This window comes from Citrobacter sp. wls757 (genome assembly GCF_005280935.1).
Lineage (GTDB): Bacteria > Pseudomonadota > Gammaproteobacteria > Enterobacterales > Enterobacteriaceae > Citrobacter > Citrobacter portucalensis.
The window spans coordinates 613,277-619,318 of the sequence record NZ_SZWU01000060.1 but is presented as its reverse complement, the minus strand read 5'-3'; the positions used below and the strand labels follow the sequence as shown (position 1 = coordinate 619,318).

At 44.9% G+C, this 6,042-nt stretch carries 6 protein-coding genes and 1 pseudogene; 4 read left to right on the top strand and 3 right to left on the bottom strand.

The features are described from left to right. Window positions 1-27: 27 nt before the first annotated feature. The 3 genes and pseudogenes from FDW94_RS17840 to FDW94_RS24465 form a co-directional block, all read right to left on the bottom strand. Entirely contained in the window at window positions 28-567 is a 540-nt protein-coding gene (locus tag FDW94_RS17840) for a septation protein A (RefSeq protein ID WP_048235264.1), read from the bottom strand. A 54-nt stretch (window positions 568-621) separates the two neighbouring features. Continuing rightward, window positions 622-1,365, bottom strand: a complete 744-nt coding sequence (locus FDW94_RS17835) for a YciC family protein (RefSeq protein WP_003020663.1) — start codon at window positions 1,363-1,365, stop codon at window positions 622-624. Window positions 1,366-1,393: 28 nt separating this feature from the next. Next, window positions 1,394-1,471, bottom strand: a pseudogene (locus FDW94_RS24465) (YkgJ family cysteine cluster protein); the annotation flags it as partial. Window positions 1,472-1,763: 292 nt separating this feature from the next. Here FDW94_RS24465 and ompW point away from each other — a divergent pair. From ompW to FDW94_RS17810, 4 genes are all read left to right on the top strand, one after another. Further along, complete coding sequence (gene ompW / locus FDW94_RS17830; protein WP_071446265.1) at window positions 1,764-2,402, top strand: outer membrane protein OmpW; 639 nt, start codon at window positions 1,764-1,766, stop codon at window positions 2,400-2,402. 423 nt (window positions 2,403-2,825) lie between these two features. Further along, a complete protein-coding gene (locus tag FDW94_RS17820) occupies window positions 2,826-3,542 on the top strand; it encodes a YebC/PmpR family DNA-binding transcriptional regulator (protein WP_003020658.1) in 717 nt (238 codons plus the stop codon). Window positions 3,543-4,145: 603 nt separating this feature from the next. Beyond that, window positions 4,146-4,421 (top strand): hypothetical protein, encoded by a 276-nt coding sequence (locus FDW94_RS17815; protein ID WP_137377977.1) that lies wholly within the window; start codon window positions 4,146-4,148, stop codon window positions 4,419-4,421. 186 nt (window positions 4,422-4,607) lie between these two features. Further along, the coding region (locus FDW94_RS17810; RefSeq protein ID WP_137378044.1) for a GGDEF domain-containing protein at window positions 4,608-6,042 on the top strand (1,435 nt) is incomplete at its 3' end.

Sequence of the window (6,042 nt, the reverse complement as noted above, 5' to 3'; positions counted from 1 at the left end):
CAGATCCGGGGATCTGGCGAGCATGTATTACGATTTATCTTCTTGCGGCAGATGACGGTAAATATAGACCCCACTCAGCAGCGTAAAGAATAAAGTCAGGGCGGTCAGACCGAACACCTTGAAGTTGACCCAAATGTTCTGCGGTAGCCAAAATGCAATATAGATATTCGCCAGGCCACACAGGATGAAAAAGACGGCCCAGGCTAAATTAAGTTTCGACCACACTGACTGCGGTAGGGTCAGCTCTTTACCTAACATGCGTTGAATCAGCGGCTTTTTCATCACCCACTGGCTAACCAGCAGAGCACCAGCAAACAGCCCGTAAATCACCGTTACTTTCCACTTAATGAATTCATCGTTGTGGAAAAAAATAGTCAGGCCACCAAATACGGCCACCAGGACAAAGGTGATTAACGCCATCTTCTCGACCTTGCGATAGCGAACCCAGCTGTAAATCAACACTACAGCCGTCGCGACAATCAGCGCCGAGGTCGCCGCATAGATGTCGTAAAGCTTATAAAAAGCAAAAAAGACAACCAGCGGTAAAAAATCAAGAAACTGCTTCATTCTTCGATTCCGTCATCAAAAGCACCGGGAACAAGCCCGGAATGCGTTCAGGGTTTATTGGCGAATCAGCATGTACAGGCGGAACAAATAGATCAGCAACACGGCGGAGATCATATTGCTCAGCGTATTCGCCAATACCGCGCCTACATTCGGCGTAAGTACTGCAAAACTTGGCGCAAAAAGCAACAGCAGCGTTTTTGCCAGCAACCAACCGATCACTGCCGGCGCAACCAGTCGCATATTGGACCACGCCAGACGCATACTGTTGCGCATCGCGGCAAAGACACCCATTTTGTCCTGTACCAACATCACCGGTGCGAGTGCCAGCAGGATCGCCAGCAGAATACCGGGTACAACAACCAGCATAATACCGATTTGCACCAGCAGAGTAGTCAGAAAAATCAGAATAAACAGCTTCGGTAACACTGGCGCACTGGCGCCGATGGCACGTAACGCGCTGACGCGATGACCTGCTGAAATCAGCTGAATCATCAGGATGACCCCCCCGGCGAGGATGGCATTACCAATCAGACCGGAAAACGTCGACGCTGCGGATGCGCGTAGCAAAATTTGCTGTTGCTCCGGGGTCATGTTTTGCACCAGATCGAACAGCCCCACGCTGCTGGTTAACTGATCGCCTTCACTGAGTTGCGCAATTTGTGCGTCAGTGGGGGAAAAGGCATGCCCTAACACCACTGTGATAAACGCGCACAACAACGATACCAGCAAGATGGTAATGAATTGATTACGGAAAAAGTTTCCCGTGTCACGGTAAACGGATTTCGCCGTGATAGACATGCACTCTCCTTGAGTTTTGCAGGTGTTCATTTGCGGGCAATTGTACCCTGGATAACTCTACAGTGGCAGCATCGCGCGATGTATGGAAAAGCATATCTTTGTAAAGCTGCAGTAATTTTTGGCTATGACTTCAGCGTCGTGCATGAACGCTGTTTGTTATCTGCGCATCACGCGCAGATATCCATCAACCATCAGCAATGAACTGGAGGTACTTGCACATTGAAAATATATCAAAATTGATCTGAATTAATTTAACCAGGATTTTGAATGCAAGTTCTAACTTAATCTGGATCAATAAATGTTAAATTATCAAAGTCAATGTGATCCATGTTAGATCACTTATTACTCCAATGTGGGTATATTCGTTCCGCTTTTATAACCATAACGATGGAGCGGACATGAAAAAATTAACAGTTGCAGCATTGGCTTTAACAACTCTTCTCTCTGGTAACGCATTTGCGCATGAAGCTGGAGAATTCTTTATTCGTGCGGGTTCTGCCACCGTCAGGCCGACGGAAGGTGCAGGTGGTACGCTGGGCAGCTTAGGTGGCTTTGATGTCAGCAATAACACGCAGTTGGGTCTGACATTTACCTACATGGCAACCGACAATATCGGTGTTGAATTACTGGCAGCTACGCCGTTCCGCCATAAAATCGGCACTGCTGCAACGGGTGATATTGCCACCGTACATCATTTACCGCCGACGTTAATGGCGCAGTGGTACTTCGGTGACTCCAGCAGTAAACTGCGTCCGTACGTAGGTGTTGGGGTGAACTACACGACCTTCTTCGATGAAGGCTTTAACGATAACGGTAAAAAAACGGGGTTATCGGACCTGAGCCTGAAAGATTCCTGGGGTGCAGCAGGGCAAGTCGGTATGGACTATCTGATTAACCGCGACTGGCTGATTAACATGTCGGTCTGGTACATGGATATCGATACCACCGCAAGCTATAAAATGGGTGGCGTCCAGCAGCGAGACAGTGTACGCCTCGATCCGTGGGTGTTTATGTTCTCTGCGGGTTATCGTTTCTGATATTTACTGTAAAACACTTCTGCAAAACTGGTCGTCAAATGGCCAGTTTTTTTCCATTCTTTTCCTCGCGTATCGTTGTCTTGATCGGCCATTATTTTGCTCATCTGGCCTGACAAAATTTGTGTGTCGATACTTCGCTATAAGCAGTGCAGCAGCAACTTTAATAGTAGAAGTGTTTGTCTGGAATATTACTTTTGTTTCTCTTTTCTTATGCATTATTGCTGCGGACCATTTATTAAGAACAAAAAAGAACCAGAGGATAATTTATCAATAATGTTAACTATTGATAAAATTAAAGTAACATATCGTAAAATTCGAATATTTTTATTTTTAATAGACGAGGATTTATACGTCATGATATAATGTAATGCTAGGTTATTTACCTGTCGGCTATGTAAATGAATTTTTGAGGAGATCATTCCAGTGGGACGTAAGTGGGCAAATATTGTTGCTAAAAAAACAGCTAAAGACGGTGCAACGTCTAATGTATATGCAAAATTCGGTGTCGAAATTTATGCTGCTGCTAAACAAGGCGAACCAGACCCAGAATTAAATACATCTTTAAAATTCGTTATTGAACGTGCTAAACAAGCGCAGGTTCCAAAACACGTTATTGATAAAGCCATTGATAAAGCCAAAGGCGGCAGTGATGAAACGTTCGTGCAAGGGCGTTATGAAGGCTTTGGTCCCAGTGGCTCACTGATTATCGCTGAAACATTGACTTCAAATGTTAACCGTACGATTGCTAATGTCCGCTCAATTTTTAATAAAAAAGGCGGGAATATCGGAGCTGCTGGTTCTGTCAGCTATATGTTTGACAATACCGGAGTGATTGTATTTGAAGGGACAGATCCTGACCACATTTTTGAAATTTTGCTTAATGCTGAAGTAGATGTTCGTGATGTAACCGAAGAAGAAGGAAACATCGTTATTTATACAGAATCTACAGATCTTCACAAAGGCATTGCAGCTTTAAAAGCCGCAGGGATTACTGAATTCTCTACCACAGAATTAGAGATGATTGCTCAATCAGAAATTGAACTTTCACCAGAAGATTTGGAAGTCTTCGCAGGGCTTGTTGATGCCCTTGAAGATGACGATGATGTTCAAAAAGTATATCATAACGTTGCAAATCTCTAATGATAGATTAAAAGAATCTGTCAATATGGCAGATTTTTTTAACTCATAAAGTTGTTATGGATAAGAATGTCTGGCCAGGTATGGCAATTCTAAAAAACAGATAAAAACCACTATCTTAAAAATGTAATAATTAAAACCTCTGGTCTTAACTTCTTAGGTACGCGATAAACGTTATACGTCCAATATGCCCCGCGATATCCTGCATCCACTCAGCGCCGCTATGAACAATTGAGATGTTAACTCCATCATTCCAGATAATCCTGGTGTAAGCACAACGTGAGTTTCTCACTCATCACTGTCCCGACATTATCAGTGAAGCTTTACATCAGAAATTATGGTCCGCTTCACGCTCAGAGTAGTCTAACGATTGACAGTCTCAGACAGTATGGAAACAATGAGTGCACTATTATTACAAACTCGGATATTCTCCATCGTCATCAACTAAAAATATCTGATCTTCGCCAGAGATTCGCACGGAGCTGTCTGTTACCGTTTTCAGACAATATCCTTACTTAGACCCATCGTTTAAACAATCCCATCCTACCTTTCTCCCCTTTGATGTAGTGCTACTCTTTAAGCAAAACAATTTTGAGGATATTGCTGATGATGTTGACCCGCCATCTGCTACAGCAAAAAATCGCACTTCTGGAACCGTTCTCCGAAGATCAAACGGCAGCGTTTGCCGTAAGTGCTGCACGTGAGTTATTGCTTTACATGGATAAAATTGAGGCGCTGGAGAAACTTATTGCGACTCCAGTTACACTACCTTATTGCAGCGCCAGTCCGGTTTGTGAGATTGAGGCGGGCTATGCCGCAGGCATAAACGACTGCCGTGAGGCCATTCGACGGGCAGGGTATCCTATTGAAGGTGATGATTAGTTTGCGTTTATGTTAACAATTATGTGCTTTTATTGTATAAAACTGTAACCTAAGCGCGCGGCTGCGGGCTACATCAACTTACCTGCATCGGGGTGGCGAGCATTCTCTATCAACGTATAACGCTGTTATGCAACAACATAAACGGGTAACCGATTTGGCAATACTGTTAACTATCAGGGTGGACTCGTGAAGATTGTGCAGGATAAGCTCAGAAACAGGCAGGCACTGCTGGTATCAGGGCTCATTACGTTGATATTTACGTCGTTGTTTCTGTTTATTATTTATGAACAGCGAATGGCCGCTGCCAGCGAAGGTGTTAACCGCCTGCAAGCGCGCATGATGGACATTTTTAACGACAACGAGCTGATCGCCGATGCGATTGGCGAGCGCTACCACCATATCAAAACGGGTGATCAATGCGGTGATATTTCACAATTCGCCCCCCGGGATGAGAATGAATGGGGAATTAACGCCGACCCAAAGCGGCTGCATTCGGCAACGGGGACAATGGTTGCTCAGCAAACCAGCCACAACGCGCTGTGTATGTATACGGCGGCGGAGTTTATTCGCGGTATGGTCAATGAGCTAAACCCGGGCAGTTTTGATGCACATCGTTATATTATCGCCAAAAACTCAGATTATTTTTACTGGTTTATGGCTTCCGATTCGCGCAATTTCAGTTTCTCTAATTCTGAAATGGCGCGGGATATCACGCAATTTTTCTATCCCCCCGTCGATTTCTATACCCGACTGCTGCAGAAAAACGTCAAAAATAAAGCCCTCAGCTCAACGAATTTCTATACCGATAAAATTACCGGTGAAAAAGCTTACAGCGTGGTGAGTTATATCTACGATCTGTCTGGCAAAGAGATATCAGACCAAATCGTGGCTTATCTGGTCTATGACCATTCAAAGTCCGAATTGCAGGAAGCGTTAGCCCAGGCATTTGACTACCAAATTCCACCAGAATTGAACGTAGAATTGGTGAATTTGACCAACAATGAGAGTCTCTGTTTATCCGGTAAATGTACCGGTCAATCCCGCTTTATGGTGCGCAATTTTTCAGAGAAATATGCGCTGCACTATTCGTTATCATTAGGTCGTTTTATGACGCGCGACACGCATGCAGGTATCGTGATTCTGCTGGCGCCGTTTTTCTTCATCATGATCAGCTTCTCGTTAAAATCATGGCTGAACGAAAGTGACCTCAAGGTTTATATTGATACCCTGACCGGTTGTTTTAACCGCCGAATTCTCGACATCATCAAGCGTCGGGATTTATCACACTGCTCGGTGGTGCTACTTGACTGTAATAAGTTCAAGGCCGTCAATGACACCTGGGGCCACGCGGCAGGCGATCGTGCGCTGCAAATTATCGCCAACAGGATGCTGTCAAACACCCGCACCAGTCACGATATTGTGATTCGTACCGGCGGGGATGAATTTATGATCCTGCTGTTTCGATCGCAGGCTACTGACGCCATAGCAATCGCGCAACGTATTAGTGGGCAGGTGACCAGCCATGTGTTTGTGGTGGATGGCCATACCGTGCCATTGTCAGTATCGTGGGGGATTGCAGAGGTGAATGGTGAACTTGATGTGGCCATTCAGAATGCGGATA